The sequence below is a fragment of the Streptomyces violaceus genome (genome assembly GCF_036014075.1).
Taxonomy (GTDB): domain Bacteria; phylum Actinomycetota; class Actinomycetes; order Streptomycetales; family Streptomycetaceae; genus Streptomyces; species Streptomyces violaceus.
In genome coordinates this window covers 8,178,960-8,202,006 of sequence record NZ_CP107911.1, presented here as the reverse complement: position 1 = coordinate 8,202,006, position 23,047 = coordinate 8,178,960, and the positions used below count along the sequence as shown (strand labels likewise).

The window sequence follows — 23,047 nt, the reverse complement described above, 5'->3', positions numbered from 1 at the left end:
CAGCACGCCATCACTAAATCATCCTGAATGACGCAACACGGACACTGTCCGATCTGCCAGCGAGCAAGCCCACGAAACCCCTACATAGGGGCGGCACGCACACACTGCCCGCGAACTATGTAGTCCCACCACATGTGCCCCTGACCTGCGCGTTCCTACGGTGTTCCGACACCGACCCGTCCCCACCGCACATGAGGAAGTGGCGCACATGGCCTCCGCAGCACCCGCTCCCCCACCCCCCGCCAGCCTCAAACGCATCGTCACCGCCAGCCTCATCGGCACCACCATCGAGTGGTACGACTTCTTCCTCTACGGCTCCGCCGCCGCGCTCGTGTTCAACAAGCTGTTCTTCCCGGGCTCCGACCCGCTCGTCGGCACGCTGCTGTCGTTCCTGACGTACGCGGTCGGATTCGCCGCCCGACCCCTCGGCGCGCTGGTGTTCGGGCACTACGGCGACCGGATCGGGCGCAAGAAGCTGCTGGTGCTGAGTCTGCTGATGATGGGCGGGGCGACCTTCGCGATCGGGCTGCTGCCGACGCACGCCACCATCGGGACGGCAGCGCCGGTCCTGCTCACCGTGCTCCGGCTGGTCCAGGGGTTCGCGCTCGGCGGCGAGTGGGGCGGCGCCGTGCTGCTGGTGTCGGAGCACGGGGACGCGCGACGACGCGGGTTCTGGGCCTCGTGGCCGCAGACCGGCGCGCCGGCGGGGCAGTTGCTGGCGACCGGTGTGCTGTCCCTGCTGACGGCCGTCCTGTCGGACGCCGCGTTCGGCAGCTGGGGCTGGCGGATCCCGTTCCTGCTCTCCGGGGTCCTGGTGATCGTCGGTTTGTGGATTCGTCTGTCTGTCGATGAATCGCCGGTTTTCAAGCAGGCGTTGGCGCAGGCAGAGGCCCGCAAGGCGGACCGGGCGGCGGAGGCGGAGAAGCTGCCGCTCGTCGCTGTGCTGCGGCACCACTGGCGTGACGTCCTGATCGCGATGGGCGCGCGCATGGCGGAGAACATCAGCTACTACGTGATCACCGCGTTCATCCTCGTCTACGCCACCACCTCGGCCGGTGTCTCCAAGCAGACCGCCCTCAACGCGGTGTTGATCGCCTCGGCTGTGCACTTCGTGGTCATCCCGGCGTGGGGCGCGCTCTCCGACCGGATCGGTCGCCGTCCCGTCTATGTGATGGGTGCCGTGGGTGTCGGGCTGTGGATGTTCCCGTTCTTCTCTCTGATCGACACCGGCGGCTTCGGCAACCTGATCCTCGCCGTCACGGTGGGGCTGGTGCTGCACGGGGCGATGTACGCCCCCCAGGCCGCGTTCTTCTCCGAGATGTTCGCGACGCGCATGCGCTACTCCGGAGCGTCCATCGGCGCGCAGTTCGCCTCGGTCGCGGCGGGCGCGCCCGCGCCGCTGATCGCGACCGCGCTGCTGGCCGACTACGGCAGCTCCACGCCCATCGCCCTGTACGTCATCGCCGCCGCCGTGCTCACGGTCGTCGCGGTGGCGGCGGCCAAGGAGACCCGCCACCGGGACCTGGCCGACGTCGCCCTTCCCGCCGACGCGGACCGGACGACGGCCGCCCCGGCCGCGGACGCCCGGACCATCTGACCCTCCGGATCCGAAAGGCCCCGAAAGGCCCTGAAAGACCCCCGGCAGGTCCCGACAGGTCAGGGAGCAGGAGGGATCCTGCCGGCCCAGCCCCCGTACGTGCCGGCCATGTACGGGGGTCAGTGCTGTCCCGGCTCCGACAACCGGTGCAGACGCAGGGCGAGTTGGATCTCCAGGGCGCGGGCCGGGGTCTGCCAGTCGTCACCGAGGAGGCGGCCGACCCGCTCCAGGCGCTGGGCGACCGTGTTCACATGGACGTGCAGTTCGTCCTTGGTGCGGGCGGGGCTCATGCCGCAGGCGAAGTACGCGTCGAGGGTGCGCAGCAGTTCGGTGCCGCGTCGTCGGTCGTACGCGACGACCTGGCCGATGGTGCGGTCGACGAAGCCAGGTATGTCCCGGTCGCCGGCCAGGAGCAGCCCCAGGAAGCCGAAGTCCTCGGCGGCGGCCCCGTCCCCGGAGCGGCCGAGGAGCCGCAGGGCGTCGAGGCAGCGCCGGGCCTCCGCGTAGGCCGTGGCCACGGCGTCGGTGCGAGTGGCGAGGTCCTCGGCGGGGGCGGAGGCGCCGACGGTGACCGGCGTGTGGACCGCTGTGCCCAGATGCCGGGCGGCGCGGCGGGCCAGGTCGGTGGCGGTGTCGCCGGGGCCGAGGGGCAGCAGCAGGACGGTGCCGCCGTCGCGCGCGGCGGCCAGGCCGTGCCGGGTCGCGGCGAGGTGGGATGCCGCGGCCGCAAGGCGTCTGCGGGCGTCCGCCTCCTGGTCGGCGTCGGCCGCGCCGCCTTCGAGACGCGCGGCAAGCACCACGTGGACGGCGTCGAGGTCGGCGCGCAGGCGGGCCGCGCGCTCCCGCAGCAGGCGCGGGTCGCGGTCGCGGCCGTCCAGCAGGTCGTCCAGCAGTTCGCCGCGTACGCGCTGCTCGGCCTCGGCTGCGGACCGGCGGGCGAGGAGCAGCAGGGAGGTGACCATGGCGGCACGCTCCAGGGTGCGCTGGTCGACGGGGTCGAGCCCCGGGTGGCCCCGCAGCACGAGGGCGCCGAGCAGTTCCCCGCCGGCGGCCACGGCGGCGATCCAGTCGTCCTCGTGCCGCACGGCGTGCCCGTCCGCGCGGGACGATCCCAGGGCCTCGGCCGGTGTGGCGGCGGCCTCGGCGAAGACGACCGTGCCGTCGAGGACCTCGGATACCGCGGCGGCCACGTCGTGCACCCCGCCGCCGCGCAGGACCAGTTCGGCGAGCCGGTCGTGCACGTCGGAGGCCCGCTCGATGACGCCGCTGCGGTCCCGGATGATCTCGTTGGCCAGCTCCAGGTCGGCGAGGGCCGACCGGGTCTCGGCGAGCAGGTTGGCGGTGTCGATGGCGGCCGCGGCGAGGGCGGCGAAGGAGCCGAGCAGGGCGATCTGCTCGCGCTCGAAGACCCGGGCACGGCGGTCCGCGGCGAACAGCACGCCGATGACGTGATGCCCGAGCATCAGCGGCACGCCGAGGATGGCCACGAGCCCCTCGTCCCGCACGCCCGCGTCGATGGTGCGGGTGTGCTGGAAGCGGTCGTCCTTGAAGTAGTCGTCGGTGACGTACGGGCGCGCGGTCTGGGCGACCAGGCCGCCCAGTCCCTCCCCCATGCCGAGCCGCAGCTGCTGGAACCGGGCCGCGACCGAGCCCTCGGTGACCCGCATGTGGGTGTCGCCTCTCGCCGGGTCGTTCAGGCTGAGGTAGGCCACGTCCGTGCCCAGCAGCGACCGGGCCCGCTGCACGATCGCCTGGAGTACGGCGTCGAGGTCGCGCAGCCCGGCGAGGTCGTGGGCGGTCTCGAACAGTGCGGACAGCTCGGCCTCGCGCCGACGCCGTCCCTCCAGCTCCGAGCGCACGCGCAGGGCGAGCGGCTTGGCCCGCTGGAGCGCGGCGATCCACTCCGCGGACCGGCCTTCGGCGCGCGCGAGCAGCACCGGCTGCTCGTAGGCGTCGGCGGAGGCGCCCCGGGCCAGCAGCTCGAGGAACGGCGTCTCGGCGGCGACCGGCGGCGCTTCGGCGGCGCCGGCGGAGCGCTCTGCTGACTGCACGTGATCGCTGGACATGCTCACAGGATTCACCATGACCGGGCCGTCCCGTCAGCCCTGTGGATAACTCGGGGACCGACGCGGCCCGGAAGTCAATGGGCGGTCCAGCCGCCGTCGAGCACGAGCGAGGTGCCGGTCACGAAGGACGCCTGCGGACCGCACAGATACGCCACGGCCTCGGCGACCTCCTCCGGTTCGATGAGCCGCTTGACGGCGCTGTCCTGCAGCAGCACCTCGGACAGGACGCGTTCCTCGGGGATGCCGTGCGCCTGCGCCTGGTCGGCGAGCTGCTGCTCGACCAGCGGGGTGCGTACATAGGCGGGGTTCACACAGTTCGAGGTGACACCGTGGGGTGCGCCTTCGAGGGCGGCGGTCTTGGAGAGTCCCTCCAGGCCGTGTTTGGCCGCCACATAGGCCGACTTGTAGGGCGAGGCGCGCAGCCCGTGGACGGACGACACGTTCACGATGCGGCCCCACCCTTGTCCGTACATGTGGGGCAGGGCACCGCGGATGAGCCGGAACGGTGCCTCCAGCATCACGGAGAGCACCATGTGGAAGGCGTCGGGCGGGAACTCCTCGATGGGGCGCACCAGCTGGAGCCCGGCGTTGTTGACGAGGACGTCGGTGCCGGCGGCGGCGAGTTCGGCTGCGTCCAGGTCGGTGAGGTCGAGGACGTGCGGTTCCACGGTGCCCGCGAGGTCATGGCCCTGTTCGGCGAGCGTTTCCAGGCCCGCGGCGTCCCGGTCGACGGCTCTCACCTTGGCCCCGGCGGCCGCCAGCCGCAGCGCGCAGGCACGGCCGATGCCGCCGGCGGCGCCGGTGACGAGCGCGGTGCGGCCGCCGAGGTCGAGCGAGGAGGCGTGGGGAGCCGGGGAGACACGGGGCGCGGTCATGCGTCGACCTTAGGAAGCGCCCCTGCCCGGCCCCATGTGGTCACGCCCCATAGTTCAGCTGGGGGCAGTGGGGTCGAACCATGTGGGGGCGTCCGACACAGCCTGCTTGATCCGGAGCAGCCCGAACTCGTCCAGCTCTGGCAGGGCGTCGATGTCGAACCAGCCCACGTCCAGCGACTCGTCGTCGTTGACCCGCGCCTCGCCCCCGACGGCCCGGCAGCGGAGGGTGACGTCCATGTACTGGCAGGTGTCGCCGTTCTCGTACGTGACGGGGTCGAGCGCCTGGACGAGGACGACCCGTTCGGCGACGCAGTGCACGGCCGTCTCCTCGTGGACCTCCCGCACGGCGCAGGCCGCGGGCTCTTCCCCCGGGTCCGGGATGCCGCCGATCACGGACCACTTGCCGGTGTCGGAGCGGCGGTTGAGCAGCACTCTGCCCTCGTCGTCGAAGACGATGGCGGTGACTCCGGGAAGCCAGAGCAACTGATGGCCGGCCGATGCGCGGAGGGTCCGGATGAAGTCAGGAGTAGCCATGGCGACGACCCTAATCGGCCGGTCGCGGTGTCCCGCGCGATTCAGGCAGCGTGCGACGGGCGTACGGCTACACGTCACCGGCGCGTCGTCCGCGCAGACCGGTGCCGACGGCCCAGCCCAGTCCGCCGGCCGCGACCAGTACGAGGGCGATCTCCGGCAGGACGCCGAGCCGCGTGGCGGGGGTCTGCGAGGACCGCAGCGGCACCTTCTGCACCAGCGAGTCGGCGACGAACATGCCGGTCTTCTGCGTGATCTTCCCGTCCGGCATGATCATCGCGCTGACGCCGCTGGTCACCGGCACCGTCACGGTCCTGCTGTGCTCGACCGCGCGGACTCGGGACATGGCGAGCTGCTGGTACGTCATCTCGCTGCGGTCGAAGGTGGCGTTGTTGCTCGGCACGGAGATCATCTGGGCGCCGTCGGTGACCTCGGAGCGCACGGTCCAGTCGAAGGCGGCCTCGTAGCAGGTGACGAGACCGACCTTGGCGCCGTCCATGGTGAACACGCCCGGCTCGGTGCCCCGGCTGAAGTCCTGGCGGACCATCGCCGTCCAGTTCTTGTTGATCGCGCCGATGAACGAGCGCAGCGGCAGATACTCGCCGAACGGCTGGATCTGACGCTTGTCGTAGGTGTCGATGGGCCCCTTCGCCGGGTCCCACAGGATCTGCTCGTTGTACAGCTTGCCGTCGCGCTCCACGACGCCGCCGACCGAGACGGGCACGCCGATGGCCTTGGCCGCCTTGTCGATCACCGCACGGGCGTCGGGGTTGGCGAAGGGGTCGATGTCGGAGGAGTTCTCCGGCCACAGCACGAAGTCGGGACGGGCGACCTTGCCGGCCTTGACCTCCGCGGCCAGGCGTTCCGTCTCGCGCGCGTGGTAGTCGAGCACCGCCCGCCGCTGGGAGTTGAAGTCGAGGCCCGCGCGGGGCACGTTGCCCTGGATGGCGGCGACGGTCACGCTGCCGTCCTCGGCCTTGTCGCTGACCAGCGGCCGGGCCGCCACGGCGCCCACGACCGGGACGGTCACGCACAGCAGGCCCACGGCCGCGGCGGTCCGTCGTACCGTCCCGGTCCGCCGGGTTTGCACGGCAAGGCGGACGACTTCGTACAGCCCGAAGCCGCACAGGACCACGGCGAAGCCGAGCACCGGGGTACCGCCCACCGCCGCGAGCGGGAGGAACACCCCGTCGGCCTGCCCGAACGCGATCTTTCCCCAGGGGAAGCCATCGAACGGCACGCGCGCGCGTGCCGCCTCTCCGGCGATCCACACAGCGGCTGCCCACACCGGCCAGCCGGGCAGCTTCGACACGGCCGCGACGCCCGCGCCGACCAGTGCGACGAAGATCGCCTCGATGACGACCAGGGCGAGCCAGGGGCCCGGCCCGACCTCCACTCCGGTCCACACCAGCAGCGGCAGCAGAAAGCCGAGGCCGAAGAGATAGCCGAGGCCCAGCCCCGCCTTCCAGCTCCGGCCACGCAGCACCCAGCCGAAGACGGCGAAGGCCGGAAGGGCCAGCCACCAGAGGGTGCGGGGCGGGAAGCTGACATAAAGGAGCAGGCCGGAGAGCGCGGCTGCGGCGGCCGGAACGAGACGCCGGGCCCAGGTCCGCGCCCCGGGCGCGTTCCGCGGCTCCAACTGGTCCGACTCGCCGACGGAGGTTGCGGTGACGGTCACTACCGGAGTCTAAGGCGAGTGACCTTGAGGCCGACAGCGCGGTCCACGAGACGGTGGCACCACGCCGTGCGGGCGACCGCACGCGGCGTCGCCCCTGCGTCCGCAGCATCGTTCCTGCTCATTTCGTCACGACACATCCACAAACCGCCCACCAGCGGCTACGGTGTGCCGAAGCCTCAGTCGTGCGGCCCGTGGCGGCCCGTACGGCCGGGGTCTTCACAGGTCGGGGGCGACGTGGTGCGGGGGCGTGGCGGGGTGGGTTCACGTGGGCTGACGTCCGCGTCCGGGCTGGACGCGGACGGCGAGAGAAGAATCGTTTCCGATGCTGCGGGCGTGGTGGTGCTGGGAGCTTGCGCCGGCTGGTCCCTGATCACGGCCGCGGTGCACGAGGGCCGGCCCGAGGGCGTGCTCCTCGCGGTGCTGGCCGTGGCGGCCGGGTACGCCGCGGGGCGGATCGGCGGGGCGCTGCTGCCGGTCGGGGCGCCCTGCGCCGGGGCGCTGGCGGGTGTCGCGCTGACCGTGGCCGTTCCGCACCTTGCTCCGGGCCCGCAGATCACCGCGCCCCTGGGCCACGCCGGGGCGACAGCGGCCGTACTGACGCTGTCGGCCGGTGCCGCGTGCTGCGCGGCCTGGGCCGCCACGGCTCCGGCCGCCCGGATCGCCCTGCGCCTGCTGGCCGCCGGGACCGCGGTCCTGGCGGCCGTGCTCGGCTCGGCCTCCGGCTGCGTCACCTGTGTCGCGGTGCTGTTGTGCTCGCTCGCCGCCGGCCGCACCCGTCACCGCGGCGTCGGCCTGGCCGTACTGGCCGCGGTCGCCGCCCTGGCGGCCTGCCTGGCCTGGGCGGTCGCCGCGCGTGCTGTACCGGGCGGGCTCGTGACCGCCCTCGAAGGGCGGCTGACGCCGCACCGCGTGCGGCTCTGGGAGGACGCCTGGCACCTGCTGCGCGAGGACGCCGTCCTGGGAGTGGGCCCGGGCCGCTTCGGGGAGCTGAGCACGACGTCCGCCCAGTCACTGCTGTCCGATGGCAAGCCCCACTCGGCGCCCCTGCAGCAGGCGGCCGAGCAGGGCATCGTCGGCGTGGCTCTGCTGGCGGCGGCGTTCGGCTGGATGCTGTACGCCCTGTGGCGCGGCCCGCGCCCGACGCCGGTGGTGCTCACCGCGGGCGCGACCCTGACGGCGCTCGCCGCCATCGCCGCGATCGGCAACGCGCTGAGCTTCACCGCGGTGTCGGTGGGTGCGGGCCTGCTGGCGGGCATGGCCACGGCACGCCCCTGGGCCGACGAACCGTCGACCCGCGCCCCGGACACACACCCGCGCGGCGCCGGACGCACTCCTGCCTGGTGACCGGCCGCCCCGGTGATCACGGCCGGCGATCCACAGCCCTCAGTGCGCGGGAGCACCCGGCTTCCTGGGTCGCAGCCGTGCCTTGATCACCTGGACGGCCACCTCCGCGTCGTCCACGGTGACCGTGAAGGTGTGTCCGTCCCACATCTCCAGCTCGACGCCCTCGCCTCGTCGCACGACCACCGCGGTTCCCTTCTCGGGCCGCCATCGGTAGCCCCAGCCGCCCCAGTGCCGGGGGGTGACATGCGGGATGTACGTGGCGCCCGCCACATGGGACAGCGGGATACGGCGACGGGGCAGGCCGATGTGGCCGCAGCGCACCTCGAGGTGCTCGTCGTCGACCCGGAGCGCGACGTGCACGAAGGCCAGGGTTCCGAAGAGGACCAGCAGCCCGGCGGCGATGCACCCGACGACGGCCATGACGAGCGGGGCGCCGGACGTCCACGCCGAGTCGACGGCCAGCTCGATGCCCAGCGCCATACAGGCGGCGCCGCCGAGCGCCAGCAGCCACTGGACCCGGTTGGTGGCACGGCCGGTCCAGACATCGGGGTGCGAGTGGGGGGCGTTCTCGCCGTGGGGGTGGTCCCTCATGCATATGAGGTTACTCAGGTTTCGCTCCGCCGGTACCTCGTGGCGGAGCGTGACTGCGCCGACCGGGCGGCGGGCCCCTCCAGGCCGGGCGACGGCGGCCGGTGCCGGTCAGCGGGCGGGCGTGACCGCCTGGAGCATCCGCCCTTCGTCGTACGCCAGGGCCGGCGCGGGCAGCGCGCCCTCGCGCCCGCTCAGCAGCACGGTCAGGGTGCCGTGGGGCGCGGCTCCCGGTGCGGGCTGCTCGCCGAGCCGGCGCAGGGCCTGGGCGGCGACGGCACCCGCGGAGCCGTGCAGCACGAGGGGCGGGCGGCCGGGACGCTGGACGGCGGCCCGGATGCGCTCGGTGACCAGTTCGTAGTGGGTGCAGCCCAGGACGACGGTCGTCACCTCGTCGGGGGTCAGCGCGGCGGCCGCGGACACGGCGGCGTCGATCGCCGCCTCGTCCGCGTGTTCCACGGCCTCGGCGAGGCCCCAGCAGGGCACCTCGGCGACGGGCACTCCGCCCGCGAAGTCCCGGATCAGGTTCCGCTGGTACGGGCTGCCTGTGGTGGCCGGGGTGGCCCAGATGGCGATGGGTCCGCCGCCGGCCGCGGCGGGCTTGATCGCCGGGACGGTGCCGACGACCGGGAGCTCCGGTTCGAGGCGGGCGCGCAGGGCGGTGAGCGCGTGCACGGTCGCGGTGTTGCAGCCGACGATCAGGGCGTCGGGGCGGCGGGCGGCGGCCGCCTCGGCCACGGCCAGGGCACGCCCGGTCAGGTCCTCCGGGGTCCTCGGTCCCCACGGCATGCCGTCGGGGTCGAGAGAGAGTACGAGATCGGCGTCTGGGCGCAGCCGCCGCATCGCGGCGGTGGCCGCCAGCAGACCGATTCCGGAGTCCATGAGGGCGATCTTCACCCGGTCACGATAGACGATGAGCCTTCTCGGGCGGGTCCGGTGGGGCAGACTGCGCGCGTGAGCGCCGTTGTGTGGACTGCCGCTGGATCACTTCTCGCCTGGCTGTGGCTGCTGCTCTGTCAGGGCTTCTTCTGGCGCACGGATGTGCGACTGCCGCCGCGCCGGGACCCGGACGCGTGGCCGTCGGTGTGCGTCGTCGTCCCGGCCCGTGACGAGGTGGCCATGCTGCCCGCCGCGCTGCCGTCCCTGCTCCTGCAGGACTATCCAGGGCGGGCGGAGGTCTTCTTCGTCGACGACGGGAGTTCGGACGGCACGGGTGATCTCGCGCGGGAACTGGCGCGCCGGCACGGCGGGCTGCCGCTGACCGTGGGCTCGCCGGGCGAGCCGCCCGCGGGCTGGGCCGGGAAGCTGTGGGCGGTGCGCCACGGCATCGGACTGGCACGCGCGCGTGATCCCGAGTATCTGCTCCTGACGGACGCCGACATCGCGCACGCGCCGGACAGTCTGAGGGAATTGGTGGCGGCGGCCCGTGCCGGCGACTTCGACGTGGTCTCGCAGATGGCCCGGCTGCGGGTGGAGAGCGCCTGGGAACGGCTCGTGGTGCCGGCCTTCGTCTACTTCTTCGCGCAGCTCTACCCCTTCCGCCGGATCGGCGGGGTGGGGACGCGGACGGCCGCCGCGGCCGGTGGTTGTGTCCTGGTGCGGGCGGAGACCGCCGAGCGGGTGCGGATCCCGGACGCGTTCCGGCACGCCGTCATCGACGACGTGGCGCTCGCACGGGCCGTCAAGCGCGGCGGCGGCCGCGTCTGGCTGGGGCTCGCCGACCGGGTGGACAGCGTGCGGCCGTATCCGCGGCTGCACGACCTGTGGCGGATGGTGTCGCGCAGTGCGTACGCCCAGCTGCGTCACAGCCCTCTGCTGCTGGCCGGGACGGTGGCGGGGCTGGCGCTGGTGTACCTGGTGCCGCCGGTGGCGGTCGTGGCCGGCCTGGCCGCGGGGAGCGGGGCGGCGGCGATCACCGGCGGACTGTCGTGGCTCGTGATGACCGGGACGTACCTCCCGATGCTCCGCTACTACCGGCAGCCGCTGTGGCTCGCTCCCTTGCTGCCGTTCACCGCGTTCCTCTATCTCCTCATGACGGTCGATTCGGCGGTGCAGCACTACCGGGGACGCGGTGCGGCCTGGAAGGGCCGCACCTACGCCCGTCCGGAGGCCGTGCCCGACGAGGGCTGACGGCAGCCGGTGACAAGTGTGGTCACTTCCTGCCGGGGGTCCAGTTCATGCCCCACCCGTAGGCGTGGTCGACCGTGCGCTGCGGGCTGACCCCGCGCTCGGGCACCAGGTAGCGCGCCTCCCGCTGGACGACCAGGTCGCCGCCGGTGTTGGTGATCAGCGCGAGCGCGCACACGGGCGAGGGGACCGTGCACTCGTCGAGGGAGAAGTCGATCGGGGCGCCGTACTGCGGCTGGAGCGTGACGGTGGCGTTCAGGTCGGCGAAGGAGCGGGCGCCTTCGTAGATGGTGACGAAGACGAGGATGCGCCGGAAGGCGTTCTTGTGGTCGAGATTGACGGTGAGGTTCTCACCGGCCGCCACGGCGCCGGTGCGGTCGTCGCCGTCGAGGTGGATGTACGGGGGCTGGTGCAGCGCTCCGAAGGTGTTGCCGAGGGCTTGTACGACGCCCTTGCTGCCGTCGGTGAGTTCGAACAGCGCGCACAGGTCGAGGTCGAGGTCGGAGTGCATCGCGGCCGGGCGGCCGAACTTACTGCTCCACCCCGAGAACTGCTTGCGCACCTCCCAGTTGAGGTTCACGTGGAGGGCGCCGGAGGTGCCGCCCTGCTTGGTGAGCGAGACGGAGGGGGCTGCCTTGGTGAGCGTCACCTTGGTCAGGCGGACCGGCGCCGGTGCCGCCGGAGGCGATGCGGGCGGGGGCGGGGTCGCCGGCCGCGTCACCGGCGGGGGCGTGGGCGCCGGGGGCGTGGCGGGCGGTGGGGTGGCCATGGGCGGTGCCGCGGCCGGGGCCGTCTGCTGCGGTTCGTCCACCGTGATGCCGTACTCGGTGGCCAGCCCTTCGAGCCCGCTGCTGTAGCCCTGCCCCACGGCGCGGAACTTCCAGGCGCCCTGGCGGCGGTAGAACTCGCCCAGCACGAAAGCGGTTTCACTCGTGGCGCCCGGGTTGTCGAAGCGGGCCATCGGAGTGTTCCGGGCGTCCTGGACCTCGATGTACAGGTCCGGGACCTGCCCGAAGGTGCCGCCGTCGGCGGAGGCGGCGAGGACGACCGTCTCGATCGCGGGCTCCACGCCCGTGAGGTCGACGAGGAGCGCGTCGGTCACCCGGCCGTCGGCGTTCCGCTTGCCCTCGTGACGGATCGCGCCGGAGGAGTGCGCGGGCTGGTTGTAAAAGACGAAGTCCGCGTCGGAACGCACCTTCCCGCTTACCAGCAGCAAAGCGGAGGCGTCCGCGTCGGGCACGCCCGGCCCGGTCCGCCAGCCCAATTCCACCCGCAGTGCCGCGGTCGGCACAGGAGTGTTTGAACCTTTCAGCATTTGCATGTCCGCCCCCATCGCGTATCACCGCGCCAGGCACATCCCGGCCGTCCGTCGAGTTCCGTCCGCACAACCTATTCCTCCCCGCCGCGAACTCCCATGCGCCGCCACCGGGAGACCGGCGGCCAACCCCTGGTAACCCGCCCGGAACTCGGCCTTTACACGATCAGAACCCTGTCCGGTGCCCCTTTTTGGCGAGTTCGCTCGCTTTGGGGATCCCTGGTCACTGCGGACACGGAAAACAACCCTCTTATCGGTCTCCCCAACCAGCACATCATTGGCTTAACTTATGTGGCATGACCTCCCCCCGCTCCACCTATGGCGGCGGCTACTACTCCGCCTCCTTCCCGGACACCCCGATCTACGACAAGCTCGTCGCCGAGCGGGGCACCCCGCAGATCGCCCCGATCCGGGTCCCCGCGCAATACGACATGCCCGGCAGCAACCTGCCCGCCCTCCCGTCGGCACTGCCCGCTCTGCCGGCAGCTCCCTCCCAGCCCGCCTACGGCTATCCGCAGGCACAGCAGCCCGCCCCGCTCCAGCAGGCACCCGCGGCGTACATCCCGCAGCAGGCCTCCGCACCGCGCGGCTATCCCGGCCCCCAGCCTCAGCAGCCGCGCCCGGCGGCGCCCGGTGGGGGCTACGAGGCGATGCGCCCCGCGGCTCCCCGGCCCGCACCGGCTCCCTACCAGGACCCGTACAACAACCAGCAGTACCGCGGTTACTGAGCGCCCCCGGGGGTTGTCGGTGCCGGCTGGCACGATGACCCCATGGGGACCGCACATCTGCACTCGATTCACGTCCATCCGGTCAAGGCGGTCCGGGGCCTGGCGCCCCGGAAGGCCGTCGTGGAGCCCTGGGGGCTGGCCGGAGACCGGTGCTGGGTGCTGATCGACGACGGGGGAAAGGTCGTCACCCAACGCCAGCAGCCGCGCCTCGCATCCGCCGCCGCGGAACTCCTGCCGGACGGCGGCGTCCGGCTGTCCGCGCCCGGCATGGAGCAGCTGACGGTGCCCGTTCCCCGGGCCCTCGGCACCGTGCCGGTGCGGATCTTCCGCGACAAGGTCGAGGCGGTCCCGGCCGAGGACGAAGCCGCGCACGCCTGGTGCAGCGCTTATCTCGGCATCGGTGTGCGCCTCGTGCACATGCCCGACCCGGCCACCCGCCGGCCCGTCGACCCGGAGTACGCGCGGCCCGGCGAGACCGTCTCCTTCGCCGACGGCTTCCCGCTGCTGCTCGCGACGACGGCCTCGCTCGACGCTCTCAACACCCTGATCGGGCAGGGCGACCACGCCGACGAGGGCCCGCTGCCCATGAACCGTTTCCGGCCGAACGTGGTCGTGGCGGGAACCGCCGCCTGGGCCGAGGACGCGTGGTCGCGCATCGCCATCGGCGAGGTGTCCTTCCGGGTCGCGAAGCCCTGCGGCCGGTGCGTGGTGACCACCACCGACCAGGGCACGGGCGAGCGCGGCCGCGAGCCCCTGTACAGCTTGGGGCGGCACCGGCGGCTCGGCGGCAAGCTGGTCTTCGGACAGAACCTGGTGCCCCTGTCCCGGGGCACGATCCGGGTCGGGGACCCGGTCAGGATCCTCGAGCAGCGCGGGCAGAAGCTCTCCGACCGGGGCGGGAACCGCGTCGCGGACCCGGGCGTTGGGCTTGTGTGAGAAGTTCATGAGAGACCCGTGAGAGGTGATGTGCCTCTCTCTTCGACGGGTCCGCGCGTGGAGGGCTCCGCGGGGGGTTATCACGGAGCGGGAAGGGGGTGCAGTCGGTGCGAGCGATCAAGGGGCTCTGGCGCTGGCGGCGCAATCCGCTGTGCCGCGCGACCGATCTGGCCGAGGCCTGGGTGGCTCTGGCCGCCCTGCTGCTGATCCTCCTGGTCGCCCCGGTGGCCGGATTCCTCGTCGGAGGTGCCGCCCAGGACACACTGCAGCAGTCCGTCCGGACGCAGCACGAGGCGCGGCGTCTGGTGACGGCCACGGTGGTCCGCAAGCTGGACCCCTCCCCGCTCGACGCCGACCCGGAGACCTCGACGGGCAGGGATCTGCGCAACCGCGTCCTCGCCGACTGGACCGCCCCGGACGGCACCGCGCACCAGGGCCCGGTCCTGGCGGGCCTCAAGGACCCGCAGCAGGGCGACCAGTTCCGGATATGGACCGACCGGCACGGCCGGATGGTGGCCCGCCCGCTCGACTCCGCGACGGCGTCGACGCACGCGGTCCTCGGCGGCATCGGCGCGGCCCTGGCGGCCGGCGGCCTCGTCGAGGGCGGCAGGCGGCTGATCGTCTGGCGCATGGTCCGCCGCAGGTACGCCCGTTGGGACCAGGCATGGGACAAGGCGGGCCCGGACTGGGGCAGGACGGGCACCGGCAGCTGAGACGGCCTTCCGACTCTGGTCAACCCACCACCCGCGCGCACGCTACGGTGGTCCGGCCGAGACGATCGGCACAACCCGCGCGCGAGCGAGCAGGAGGGGCGCGCCGGTGTCGCTGCCGCGTGCGCGCGCAGGCCCGAGAGGCCGGGCACGGCCGCGACTCACGACACGGGCTGAAGCGCCACGAAGGCGAACGAGCCATCAGTACGACCGAGGTGGGGGCACAGCTACACCATGGCACAGGGCACGGTCCAGGTGACGCACACCGGCACATCGCGGTGGCGGCGCCGCACGGGTGAGTACGCATCGCTCGCCGCTGCCCTGGAGGCCGCGGCCGACGGAGACGTCCTCACCGTCGCCCCCGGCACCTACCGGGAGAACCTCATCGTGCAGCGCGCAGTGACCCTGCGAGGCCCGGAGGGCTCCCCCGGCTCGGTGCGGATCGCGCCGGTGGACGGGGTGCCGCTGACCGTGCGTGCCTCGGCGGTGGTGCAGGACCTGCATGTGGAGGGCCAGGACTCGGCCGCCCCGGCCGTCCTGGTGGAGGAGGGCACACCGGAGCTGCGGGACGTGCGGGTCGTCACGCGCTCGGCGGCGGGGATCGAGGTGCGCGGCAACGCCCGGCCCACGGTCCGGCGGTGCGCGGTCGACAATCCGGCGGGCGTCGGCATCGCCGTACTCGACGGCGCGGGCGGGGTGTTCGAAGAGTGCGAGGTCGTCGCGGCCGGCCAGTCGGGCGTGGCGGTGCGCGGCGGCGCCCACCCCCGTCTGGAGCGCTGCCGGGTGCACCACACCTCGGGCTCGGGCCTGTCGGCGACCGGGGAGAACTCGGCGCTGGAGGCGGTGGGCTGCGAGATCTACGAGGTCCGGGGCAGCGGGGTGCAGATCACCGGCCGGGCCACCGCGCACCTCACGGACTGCGATGTGCACCGGACGACGGCCGACGGCGTCACGCTGGACACGGACGCCGTGCTGACGCTCGCCGACTGCCGTATCCACGACATCCCGGAGAACGCGGTCGACCTGCGCTCGCGTTCGGTCCTCACACTGACGCGCACCACGGTGCGGCAGTTCGGGCGCAACGGCCTGTCGGTGTGGGACCCGGGCACGCGCGTGGACGCCAACCAGTGCGAGATCTTCGACAGCACGGGCGACTACCCGGCGGTGTGGGTGAGCGACGGGGCCACGGCGGTGCTCGACTCGTGCCGGGTGCACGACGTGCCGGACGCGCTGTTCGTCCTCGACCGCGGCTCGCGTGCGGACGTCGTCGACAGCGACCTGTCGCAGGTGCGCAACACGGCCGTGTCGGTGAGCGACGGCGCGACCGCCCAGCTCGACGACTGCCGGATCCGGGACGCGGCGACGGGCGCCTGGTTCCGCGACCACGGCAGCGGCGGCACCCTCAGCAACTGCACGCTGGACGGCACCCAGACCGGCGTCATCGTCACCAAGGGCGCCGACCCCACCGTGGAGCGCTGCACGATCGACTCCCCGGCGGAGGCCGGGGTCTATGTCTCGGCCGGCGGCCGCGGCAGCTTCCAGAACTGCCGGGTGACGGGCAGCGGCGGCTACGGCTTCCATGTGATCGACGGCAGCCGTACGACACTCAGGAAGTGCCGCACGGAGCGGTGTGCGCGCGGCGGCTACGAGTTCGCGGACAGCGGCGCCGACGCGGCGTCCGGGACGTCCCCCCTGGTCGAGGACTGCACCAGCGACGAGAGCGCGGGACTCGGTGCGCCCGCAGCCCCGGCGACGGCCGTGCAGACGGTGAGCCACTCCCCCGGTCTGCTGGGCGCCCTCCCGGAGCAGCGCGCCGAACCGGCGCCCCCGGCCCCGGCCGTGGAGCCCGAGCAGCCGTCCCGCACCTCCAAGGCCGTCCTCGGTGAACTGGACGCGCTGGTGGGCCTTGAGAGCGTCAAGCGCGAGGTGCGTGCCCTCACCGACATGATCGAGGTAGGCCGGCGCCGGCAGCGGGCGGGCCTGAAGGCGGCGTCGGTCAAGCGGCACCTGGTATTCACCGGCTCCCCCGGCACGGGCAAGACGACGGTCGCGCGGCTGTACGGCGAGATCCTCGCCTCCCTCGGTGTGCTGGAGAAGGGGCACCTGGTCGAGGTGTCCCGGGTCGATCTGGTGGGCGAGCACATCGGCTCGACCGCGATCCGCACGCAGGAGGCCTTCGAGAAGGCGCGCGGCGGTGTGCTGTTCATCGACGAGGCGTACGCGCTGTCCCCCGAGGACGCCGGCCGTGACTTCGGCAAGGAGGCCATCGACACGCTGGTGAAGCTGATGGAGGATCACCGGGACGCGGTCGTGGTGATCGTCGCGGGTTACACGGCCGAGATGGAGCGCTTCCTGTCGGTCAACCCGGGTGTGGCGTCCCGCTTCTCACGGACCATCACCTTCAGCGACTACGGCCCGGAGGACCTGCTGCGGATCGTGGAGCAGCAGGCCGAGGAGCACGAGTACCGGCTGGCGCAGGGCGCGGCCGAGGCCCTGGGGAAGTACTTCACGGAACTCCCCAAGGGCCCGGCGTTCGGCAACGGCCGTACCGCGCGGCAGACGTTCGAGGCCATGGTGGAGCGGCACGCGAGCCGGGTCGCCCAGGTCGCGGAGCCGAGCACGGACGACCTGACGCTGCTCTATGCCGAGGATCTGCCCGAGCTGCCCTGAGGATCCGCGTCCGGGCCCGGGCAGGGCGGCTCGCCGGTGTGACGGGGGCCCGGCAGGTCCGGCCGCAGCCGGTTCAGCAGCTTGCGGCGTTCCTCGGCGAACGCCGGGTCTGCCTGGTAGTCGGAGTGGCCGAGGATCGGCGCGGGCAGCGGCAGCGAATCCGTGCGGCCGTAGGCGAGTGGGTCCTTCAGAGGGCCGTGGTCGACCTGGTGGCCGCGGTCGCCGGGCAGGCGCATCGGTCCGCCGATGGGGTCGGTGAGCCGGTAGAGGTTGCGCCAGCAGTCGACCTCCCGGTGCAGTGAGCTGAGCGCGGCGGGGCCGAAGTGCGCCGGGAACCAGCGGCCGTAGAGGCGCTCCAGCGGTGAGCCGTAGGTCAGCAGCGCGACCCGTTTGCGGGCGGAGGGGGCGAGTTGCCAGGCCGCTGCGGCGGCGAGCACGCTGCCCTGCGAGTGCCCGGAGATGACCAGCCGTCCGCCGGTGGTCCGGGTCCAGGTCGCCATCCGCCAGGTCAGGTCGGGCACGGCGCGTTCGGCGTAGCAGGGCGGGGCGAAGGGGTGGGCGGCGCGCGGCCAGAACGTGCCGACGTCCCAGAGGATGCCGATGGTGCGGCGGGCCGCCGCGTCCTTGTAGGCGCGCCGACCCCAGGTGACGAACAATATGAAGCCGAGGCCGATCAGCCAGGAGCCGAGGGCCTGGGCGGTCTCCGCGGCGCCGTGGACGACGGGGTAGGCGCCCTGCGCGGCCTCCCCCGGTGTCTCGTCGGTGGTCAGGGCGCCCACCAGTGCACCGGCGCCGAGCAGCAGGGTGACGCCGGAGGTGACGGCGACGACGCGGGGTCCTCGGTCGGTGAGCGCCGCCATCGCGCGGGTGTAGGCGATACGGCGGGTCCGGGCTCGGTCCTGGGCCTCGTCCGGGTAGTCGCGTGCCACGGCCTCGCGCTCGGCGCGGGCGAGCTGCCAGGCGCGCCGGCCCAGCCAGCCGAAGAGCACCAGGAGCACCACGATCAGGGGCGGGATGACGGACGCCTGCCAGGTCAGCAGGACCGGCGGGCCGTCGATCGACGTGCCGGTGCCGTCCAGCCAGTCGGACACGCGCTGGGACACGCCGCCGGACATCACCCCGCCCAGGGCACAGGCCAGCATCGCGACGGCCGGTCCGCCGAGGCCGCGCAGCACGGCCCGCCGGTCGGGGTCGGTGCGGTGCAGAGTCTGGGCGACGACGGCGAGGACGACCACGAGCAGGCCCTGGACCAGGGCGATACCGCCGAAGGTCATGTCGCCCGGCAGCCGCCCGGCCGACTCCCAGCCGGGGCGCTCCCACCCGGCGTAGAGCAGGGCGAGGCCGAGCAGGACGAGCGCTGCGAGCGGCAGGCGTCGTACAAAACGTTCGTCGAGCTCCCGGTCGAGGCGGTTCTCGCTGCGGCCCCGGCGGCACACCACCCACACCACGGCGACCGCGCACGCCGCGAGGGCGGCCTCCAAGAGCAGGCCCAGGATGTTCAGTACGGCCGGGCCGCCGGGCTCGCGGTCGCGGCCGGCGGCGGCACTGACGACCGCGGCCGCGACGGTGATCAGTCCGGCGGCGGTGTGCGCGGCGCGCAGCCGGGCCACCAGCCGGCGGCCGTACCAGAACCCGGGCCGGCCCAGCGCGGTCGGGCTGCCGTCCTCGTCGGGCTCGGGGGCGCGGTCGATCGGCTGCTGGGACTCGTAGTCGCTCCAGGTGCGCTTGGACAGGTACCACAGCAGGGCGGTCACGGCGGTGGGGACGAAGGCCGCGAGAGCGAGCCTGCGGCCGGGGCTGCTCCACCAGCCGCCGTCGGAGACGGTGGGCGAGAGGAAGCCCAGCCAGGAGTGGCGGTCGGCGCAGGCGAGGGTGCCCGCGCACTGCCAGGCCGCGAGGTCGAGGGCGACCTCGCAGGCCGCCGCGACGAGCAGCACCGTCAGGGTCAGTCCCGCCAGCCGTACCAGCAGGCCGTAGAGGCGCACCGTGCGTCTTCGGCCGCGGGCGGTGGGGCGCATCCAGTGGGCGAGGTTGACGACCATGAACGGCAGCAGCAACAGCCACAGGGCGCGGGTGCCGTTGCCGGAGGTGAGGTTGCACCAGACGTAGGCCTCGGGCACCGGTCCGTCGCGGCGGTGGGCGTCGGGGCTGGTCTCCGCGTCGACGTCGTCGGCGCGGCGGAAGACGGCCGCGATGTTGTCGCCGGTGATCCGCACCGTCCGCGGATCGTTGAGCATCTCCTGCGGCGTGGTGCCGCCCACGCCGTGGACCAGGAGTTCCAGGGCGGTCCCGGTCTCGCCGGGCCGCCGGGCGGGCTGGTCCGGCCCGCCGGTCGAGACATGTTCCTGCGCACGTTCCACTGATTCGCACTTCCCCCGTGACACGCCGTCGGCTCTGTCCGTGCGGGCACAAGGATCTCCACTTCTGCGGCGCCGTACACCTCCTGTCACGGAATCTCCCCGATCCGTGATGCAGGGAAGCGACAGAAGGGCCGGGAGTGACATGTGCGCGACGAGCGGTCGGTGGCGCCGGCGGCTCCGCGACATGCGAGGATGAGACGTCCGCGCACCGGAGCCCGGGGAGAATGTCCTAGTCGGGGCGGGTGTGCTGGGCGAGTCGGACGGCATTGAAGGCGAAAGGACCGGAGCGTACGTGAGCGAGAATCAGAACCTCCTCGCGGAGCAGCGGCGATCCCTGATCCTCGACGAGGTCCGCCGCCGGGGCGGTGTCCGGGTCAACGAGCTGACTCGCAAGCTCGGCGTGTCGGACATGACGGTCCGCCGCGATCTCGACGCGCTGGCCCGCCAGGGCGTGCTGGAGAAGGTGCACGGCGGTGCGGTCCCGGTGGTCGAGGCGAGTACGCACGAACCGGGCTTCGAGGCCAAGTCGGGCCTGGAGCTGACCGCCAAGGAGGACATCGCGCGGGCCGCGGCCAAGCTGGTCGCGCCGGGCGCGGCGATCGCCCTGTCGGGCGGAACGACGACGTTCGCGCTGGCGCACCAGCTGCTGGACGTGCCGGACCTGACGGTGGTCACCAACTCGGTGCGGGTGGCGGACGTCTTCCACGCCGCGCAGCGCACCTCGGGCCCTCGGCAGGGCGCCGCCACGGTCGTGCTGACCGGCGGTGTGCGCACGCCCTCCGACTCGCTGGTGGGGCCGGTGGCCGACCAGGCGATCGCGGCGCTCCACTTCGACCTGCTGTTCCTCGGTGTGCACGGCATATCGGTCGAGGCCGGTCTGTCGACGCCGAACCTCGCGGAGGCCGAGACGAACCGGCGGCTCGTGCAGTCGGCCCGGCGGGTGGTGGTGGTCGCCGACCACACCAAGTGGGGCAAGGTGGGCCTGAGTTCGTTCGCCTCGCTGGAGCGGATCGACACGCTGGTGACGGACGCCGGTCTGCCGGACGAGGCGCGCGGTGTGGTCGTGGAGCATCTGCGGCGGCTGGTGGTGGCCGGGGAGCCCGAGGAAGGGGCAGACATCTGACGGGCCGCCAGCTATGGTGACGCTTCCGGTCATGCCCGTTCCGTGCGAGGAGGGCTTCGTCCATGGCTCACCGTCTGCGCCCGGTCGGGCTCGACTTCGCCGGGATCGCGCCCGTGCGGCATGTCTCCGCGCTGGTGATCTCGGCTCCGGTGGAGGCGGTCTACCGTGCGCTCGAGGACGTGCCCGGCTGGGTCGACTGGTTTCCCCAGGTGACGGCAGCCCGCCCGGTCGACGGGGGTGCGGGCCGCGACATCACGCTCACCGGGGGCGTCCGGTTCCGCGAGACCGTCATCGTGGCGAAGGAACCCGAGGTGTACGCCTACCGCGTCGACGTCACCAACGTGCCCGGGGTGCGCGCGATCGTCGAGGAGTGGCGGCTCGCGCCGGCCGGCGACGGCACCCGGGTGCGGTGGACCTTCGCCACCGACGGGACGGCGGCGTACCGGCTCGCCATGAAGCCGATACGGGCCGCCCAGGCGCGCGCCTTCCGGGATGCCGTCTCGGCGCTGGACCGGCGGCTGGCGGCCTGATGCGGCGGGCCTGGTCTCAGTCGGCCCAGACGCCCGTCTCCAGCAGCGAGTCGATCGCGGCCGTGTACGGCGCGATGTCCAGCCCTTGGGCGGCCAGCCAGGTGTCCGAGTAGTACTTGTCGAGATACCGGTCCCCCGGGTCGCACAGCAAGGTCACGACACTCCCCTGCCGGCCCTCGGCCACCATCTCGGCGACGATCTTCAGCGCGCTCCACAGTCCCGTGCCCGTGGAGCCGCCCGCCTTGCGGCCGATGGCGCGCTCCAGTGCCCGTACGGCGGCGACACTGGCCGCGTCGGGCACCTTCATCATCCGGTCGATCGCGCCCGTCACGAAGCTCGGTTCCATACGGGGCCTGCCGATGCCCTCGATACGGGAGCCGCAGTCGTACGTGACATCCGGATCGCCGGTGGTCCAGCCGTCGAAGAAGCACGAGTTCTCCGGGTCGGCCACGCAGACGCGGGTGTCGTACTGCATGTAGTGGATGTAGCGCGCGAGGGTCGCGGAAGTGCCGCCGGTGCCCGCGGTGGCGACGATCCACGCCGGCTCGGGATACCGCTCCAGGCGCAGCTGACGGAAGGTGGATTCGGCGATGTTGTTGTTCCCGCGCCAGTCCGTGGCCCGTTCGGCGTAGGTGAACTGGTCCATGTAGTGGCCGCCGGTCTCCGCCGCGAGACGGGCGGACTCCTCGTACATCGTGCGAGGGTCGTCCACGAAGTGGCACCGTCCGGAGTGGAATTCGATGAGGCGGATCTTCTCGGGGCTCGTCGTGCGCGGCATGACGGCGATGAAGGGAACGCCGATGAGCTTCGCGAAGTACGCCTCGGAGACCGCCGTCGAGCCGCTGGAGGCCTCGATCACGGGTCTGCCCGGCCGGATCCAGCCGTTGCACAGGCCGTAGAGGAAGAGGGAGCGGGCGAGCCGGTGCTTGAGGCTGCCGGTGGGGTGGGTCGACTCGTCCTTCAGGTACAGGTCGATGCCCCAACGCTCCGGCAGGGGGAACGGGAGCAGGTGTGTGTCGGCCGAGCGGTTGGCGTCCGCCTGGACCCTGCGGACGGCCTCTTTCAGCCACGCACGGTAGCCGGCGTCGCTGTGGTCGACGTCGAGGGTCACGCCGGTCCGGGTCTGCTGGGGAGTGCTCACTGGGGTGCTCCTAACGCTGCGCGCCGACGGCACGTCGCGCGGCCGACACCTCGATGATATGCAGCTTCCGCACGCTTCTCACCTGCATAAACGCATCTTTGAGCCCCCCAAAGCGCCCCCAGGGGCAGAGGCCGGTGCAAGGGGGCGCGCGGTCCCGGGGGCGCATTCGCGTGTGTGCTGCGGGCGCCCCCCGGCGAGAGGGTCCCACGCACTGGTGCTCGACGCCGGGCGCGGGCAGACTTCACCGCGGGACCGAGGCCCCGCACGGGGTACCGGCAGGGGTACGACGCACCGCCGGAGCAGGCTTCCGAGGCACACTGGATCAGGACACGAGCCCGTACCGGGCGCCGCGGGGAGCGCGGCCGGTACACCGACGCGCACAAGGGGGCGGGTGGCATGGCGGAGCCGGAGTTCAGGGCCACGGGCGTGCGGATCGGGAAGCGGCTGCGTTCGCTCACCCGGGCCGGACAGGTCCGGATCAGCGACGGCCGGCTCGAGCTGCTGACCAGTTACGGCAGTGAGATCGACAGCGCGCCGGTACAGGCGGTGCGTGCCTCCAGGCCCTGGTTCGGCCCCGACGGCCGGGCCACGGCGGATCTCAACGGCAATCGGTACCTGCTCACCCTGGGCGATCACGACCCCGCCCCGGGCGAGCCGGGGCCGCCCGCGGCACGGCGATTCATCGAGGCCGTGCGCCGAGCGGCGGGGCGTGGCGACTGAGATGTCCG

19 protein-coding genes are annotated in these 23,047 nt (G+C 72.8%); 10 read left to right on the top strand and 9 right to left on the bottom strand.

The genetic code is table 11. The features are described 5' to 3' along the window. Positions 1 to 208: 208 nt before the first annotated feature. Positions 209 to 1,597, top strand: a complete 1,389-nt coding sequence (locus OG542_RS36985; RefSeq protein ID WP_328416745.1) for an MFS transporter — start codon at positions 209 to 211, stop codon at positions 1,595 to 1,597. 119 nt (positions 1,598 to 1,716) lie between these two features. Here the strand turns inward: OG542_RS36985 and OG542_RS36980 are convergent, their stop codons facing one another. From OG542_RS36980 to lnt, 4 genes are all read right to left on the bottom strand, one after another. Then, complete coding sequence (locus OG542_RS36980) at positions 1,717 to 3,663, bottom strand: helix-turn-helix domain-containing protein (protein ID WP_328416743.1); 1,947 nt, start codon at positions 3,661 to 3,663, stop codon at positions 1,717 to 1,719. 74 nt (positions 3,664 to 3,737) lie between these two features. After that, entirely contained in the window at positions 3,738 to 4,538 is an 801-nt protein-coding gene (locus tag OG542_RS36975) for a 3-hydroxybutyrate dehydrogenase (protein ID WP_328416741.1), read from the bottom strand. A gap of 54 nt (positions 4,539 to 4,592) precedes the next feature. Beyond that, on the bottom strand, positions 4,593 to 5,072 hold the full coding sequence (locus OG542_RS36970) for an NUDIX hydrolase (protein WP_311129782.1): 480 nt from the start codon (positions 5,070 to 5,072) through the stop codon (positions 4,593 to 4,595). 67 nt (positions 5,073 to 5,139) lie between these two features. Beyond that, positions 5,140 to 6,747, bottom strand: a complete 1,608-nt coding sequence (gene lnt, locus OG542_RS36965; RefSeq protein WP_328416737.1) for an apolipoprotein N-acyltransferase — start codon at positions 6,745 to 6,747, stop codon at positions 5,140 to 5,142. Between the two features lie 333 nt (positions 6,748 to 7,080). Here lnt and OG542_RS36960 point away from each other — a divergent pair, with 333 nt between their 5' ends. After that, the gene (locus OG542_RS36960; protein ID WP_328416735.1) at positions 7,081 to 8,091 is read left to right on the top strand and encodes an O-antigen ligase family protein; all 1,011 of its coding nucleotides are present in this window, start codon (positions 7,081 to 7,083) and stop codon (positions 8,089 to 8,091) included. Between the two features lie 39 nt (positions 8,092 to 8,130). On the opposite strand, the gene OG542_RS36955 is transcribed toward OG542_RS36960, so the two are convergent. After that, a complete protein-coding gene (locus OG542_RS36955; RefSeq protein ID WP_328416733.1) occupies positions 8,131 to 8,682 on the bottom strand; it encodes a hypothetical protein in 552 nt (183 codons plus the stop codon). A gap of 108 nt (positions 8,683 to 8,790) precedes the next feature. Next, on the bottom strand, positions 8,791 to 9,576 hold the full coding sequence (locus tag OG542_RS36950; protein ID WP_328416731.1) for a glutamate racemase: 786 nt from the start codon (positions 9,574 to 9,576) through the stop codon (positions 8,791 to 8,793). 39 nt (positions 9,577 to 9,615) lie between these two features. On the opposite strand from OG542_RS36950, the gene OG542_RS36945 reads away from it, so the two are divergent. Beyond that, the gene (locus OG542_RS36945) at positions 9,616 to 10,809 is read left to right on the top strand and encodes a glycosyltransferase (protein ID WP_328416729.1); all 1,194 of its coding nucleotides are present in this window, start codon (positions 9,616 to 9,618) and stop codon (positions 10,807 to 10,809) included. Between the two features lie 22 nt (positions 10,810 to 10,831). On the opposite strand, the gene OG542_RS36940 is transcribed toward OG542_RS36945, so the two are convergent. Further along, complete coding sequence (locus tag OG542_RS36940; RefSeq protein ID WP_328416727.1) at positions 10,832 to 12,121, bottom strand: TerD family protein; 1,290 nt, start codon at positions 12,119 to 12,121, stop codon at positions 10,832 to 10,834. 296 nt (positions 12,122 to 12,417) lie between these two features. Here OG542_RS36940 and OG542_RS36935 point away from each other — a divergent pair, with 296 nt between their 5' ends. From OG542_RS36935 to OG542_RS36920, 4 genes are all read left to right on the top strand, one after another. Continuing rightward, a complete protein-coding gene (locus tag OG542_RS36935) occupies positions 12,418 to 12,849 on the top strand; it encodes a DUF6643 family protein (RefSeq protein WP_184595360.1) in 432 nt (143 codons plus the stop codon). Between the two features lie 42 nt (positions 12,850 to 12,891). After that, positions 12,892 to 13,785, top strand: a complete 894-nt coding sequence (locus OG542_RS36930; RefSeq protein ID WP_328416724.1) for an MOSC domain-containing protein — start codon at positions 12,892 to 12,894, stop codon at positions 13,783 to 13,785. Between the two features lie 107 nt (positions 13,786 to 13,892). Then, positions 13,893 to 14,498, top strand: a complete 606-nt coding sequence (locus OG542_RS36925; RefSeq protein ID WP_328416722.1) for an Rv1733c family protein — start codon at positions 13,893 to 13,895, stop codon at positions 14,496 to 14,498. A 231-nt stretch (positions 14,499 to 14,729) separates the two neighbouring features. Next, complete coding sequence (locus OG542_RS36920) at positions 14,730 to 17,165, top strand: right-handed parallel beta-helix repeat-containing protein (protein ID WP_328416720.1); 2,436 nt, start codon at positions 14,730 to 14,732, stop codon at positions 17,163 to 17,165. Here the strand turns inward: OG542_RS36920 and OG542_RS36915 are convergent. Further along, the gene (locus OG542_RS36915; RefSeq protein ID WP_328416718.1) at positions 17,135 to 19,525 is read right to left on the bottom strand and encodes a hypothetical protein; all 2,391 of its coding nucleotides are present in this window, start codon (positions 19,523 to 19,525) and stop codon (positions 17,135 to 17,137) included. The genes OG542_RS36920 and OG542_RS36915 overlap by 31 nt on opposite strands. A gap of 292 nt (positions 19,526 to 19,817) precedes the next feature. Here OG542_RS36915 and OG542_RS36910 point away from each other — a divergent pair, with 292 nt between their 5' ends. Continuing rightward, positions 19,818 to 20,648 (top strand): DeoR/GlpR family DNA-binding transcription regulator, encoded by an 831-nt coding sequence (locus tag OG542_RS36910; RefSeq protein WP_261682160.1) that lies wholly within the window; start codon positions 19,818 to 19,820, stop codon positions 20,646 to 20,648. 62 nt (positions 20,649 to 20,710) lie between these two features. After that, positions 20,711 to 21,178 (top strand): SRPBCC family protein, encoded by a 468-nt coding sequence (locus OG542_RS36905; protein ID WP_328416716.1) that lies wholly within the window; start codon positions 20,711 to 20,713, stop codon positions 21,176 to 21,178. A gap of 16 nt (positions 21,179 to 21,194) precedes the next feature. On the opposite strand, the gene OG542_RS36900 is transcribed toward OG542_RS36905, so the two are convergent. Beyond that, complete coding sequence (locus OG542_RS36900) at positions 21,195 to 22,319, bottom strand: PLP-dependent cysteine synthase family protein (protein ID WP_311129794.1); 1,125 nt, start codon at positions 22,317 to 22,319, stop codon at positions 21,195 to 21,197. 396 nt (positions 22,320 to 22,715) lie between these two features. Here OG542_RS36900 and OG542_RS36895 point away from each other — a divergent pair, with 396 nt between their 5' ends. Next, positions 22,716 to 23,039, top strand: a complete 324-nt coding sequence (locus OG542_RS36895) for a hypothetical protein (RefSeq protein WP_328416714.1) — start codon at positions 22,716 to 22,718, stop codon at positions 23,037 to 23,039. Positions 23,040 to 23,047: the final 8 nt, after the last annotated feature.

What these genes read in the sequence shown, in the direction of transcription:
- OG542_RS36985 (WP_328416745.1), top strand. Translation starts at nt 209, where the DNA reads ATGGCCTCCGCAGCACCCGCTCCCCCACCCCCCGCCAGCCTCAAACGC.
- OG542_RS36980 (WP_328416743.1), bottom strand. Translation starts at nt 3,663, where the DNA reads ATGTCCAGCGATCACGTGCAGTCAGCAGAGCGCTCCGCCGGCGCCGCC.
- OG542_RS36930 (WP_328416724.1), top strand. Translation starts at nt 12,892, where the DNA reads ATGGGGACCGCACATCTGCACTCGATTCACGTCCATCCGGTCAAGGCG.
- OG542_RS36920 (WP_328416720.1), top strand. Translation starts at nt 14,730, where the DNA reads ATGGCACAGGGCACGGTCCAGGTGACGCACACCGGCACATCGCGGTGG.
- OG542_RS36895 (WP_328416714.1), top strand. Translation starts at nt 22,716, where the DNA reads ATGGCGGAGCCGGAGTTCAGGGCCACGGGCGTGCGGATCGGGAAGCGG.
- OG542_RS36970 (WP_311129782.1), bottom strand. Translation starts at nt 5,072, where the DNA reads ATGGCTACTCCTGACTTCATCCGGACCCTCCGCGCATCGGCCGGCCAT.
- OG542_RS36975 (WP_328416741.1), bottom strand. Translation starts at nt 4,538, where the DNA reads ATGACCGCGCCCCGTGTCTCCCCGGCTCCCCACGCCTCCTCGCTCGAC.
- OG542_RS36955 (WP_328416733.1), bottom strand. Translation starts at nt 8,682, where the DNA reads ATGAGGGACCACCCCCACGGCGAGAACGCCCCCCACTCGCACCCCGAT.
- OG542_RS36905 (WP_328416716.1), top strand. Translation starts at nt 20,711, where the DNA reads ATGGCTCACCGTCTGCGCCCGGTCGGGCTCGACTTCGCCGGGATCGCG.
- OG542_RS36940 (WP_328416727.1), bottom strand. Translation starts at nt 12,121, where the DNA reads ATGCTGAAAGGTTCAAACACTCCTGTGCCGACCGCGGCACTGCGGGTG.
- OG542_RS36935 (WP_184595360.1), top strand. Translation starts at nt 12,418, where the DNA reads ATGACCTCCCCCCGCTCCACCTATGGCGGCGGCTACTACTCCGCCTCC.